Below are 1,265 nucleotides of genomic sequence, written 5' to 3'. Positions count from 1 at the left end.
TTGGGGGGGGGCCCCCCCGGCCCGCCGGACCGCCCCGGGGGGCGGCCGCCTGGCGGCCACCCCACCCCCCCCCCGGGCCCCGGGCGGGGCGGGGGCCGGCCCCCCCCACGGCCCTTGCCACCGCCGGCGCGCCGCCGCCAGGGTCGGTGCCGCACTCGGACCGCAACGAGTTTGAAAGAACGGGGAAACGATGAACAGGTCAAGACGTGGCGCACGGCTGGCCGCACGTGCAGCACTGGCACTGCTCGTGACGACAGGAGTGTTGACACCCGCGCACGCCGCCGGGGCCAGCGGATCAGGCGAGGAGCAGGCCGCCCGGGCTTCGGTGGTCCGCAACCGGATCATGTCCTGGAACTCCAACGGACAGAAGCTCGGCACACCGCAGCTCGTTGCTGAGCAGATCAGGCGTTTCAGGCCGCAGATCGTCCTGCTGCAGGAATCGTGCCACGGCGAGGTGGACGAGGCTGTCAGGATCCTGAAGCGACAGGGGTTGGAGTACGACACCTATCACGGACAGTGGTCTGACATTAATCTCGGCTGCGACGGGCGTAAAACGCTGGGGTCGTCGGTCCTGGCAGCCAAGGGCACCAAGGTCGAGGGATACGGCGCCGTCCGCTACGACGAGAGAGACTGGTTCGAGAACCGGAACTACACGATGTTCACGACCCGCCTCGCGGGCCGGGACGTCCGGGTGTTCAACACGCAGCTCAGCGACGCCGGCGACGCCGACCTACGCGAAGAACAGGTGCACCAGCTGATGGAGGCCGTCCCCGGCGTGCCGAACACCGTGGTCGCCGGTGACCTCAACGCCCAGCCCTGGTACGGGGAGATGGCGCGGATCTGGGCGGAGGGGTTCTCGGACGTCGACCCGTTCTGCAAGAAGACCTGGGACCGCCGCTGCAACGGCACACAGGTCGGTTCCGGCAAGAAGTTCGACTACATCCTCCACAAGGGGCTGAACTCCCGGAAATGCATGCTGCACACGGTGAACAACGACCACCGCGTGGTGGTCAGTGACCTGACCGCCGGTCAGGGCTCCCGCCGGCCCTGCTCCCTGGTCTGACCAGGCACCCATGCGCCCGGCTCCCCCCTTCTCGGCGGGGCGCCGGGCCCCTGGCCTCTGTCAGGCCGACGGTCCCGAAGTAATGGGCTGCCTACGGCGGTTGGCAACTACTGAGGTTTTCGGTTCGGGGTGACGTTATGGCGGCGTTGTGATCAGTCCGGTCTCGGCGACGAACCCGTCGAGCAGGCCGGGCCGGTACTGC

The 1,265-nt window shown here is 68.8% G+C and carries 1 protein-coding gene; it reads left to right on the top strand.

The features are described from left to right. Window positions 1-262: 262 nt before the first annotated feature. A complete protein-coding gene (locus ACFV7R_RS45115) occupies window positions 263-1,063 on the top strand; it encodes an endonuclease/exonuclease/phosphatase family protein (RefSeq protein ID WP_385276062.1) in 801 nt (266 codons plus the stop codon). Window positions 1,064-1,265 lie beyond the last annotated feature (202 nt).

Source organism: Streptomyces sp. NPDC059866, assembly GCF_042731325.1.
Classification (GTDB): domain Bacteria; phylum Actinomycetota; class Actinomycetes; order Streptomycetales; family Streptomycetaceae; genus Streptomyces; species Streptomyces flavusporus.
This window is presented reverse-complemented; position numbering and strand designations above follow the sequence as displayed.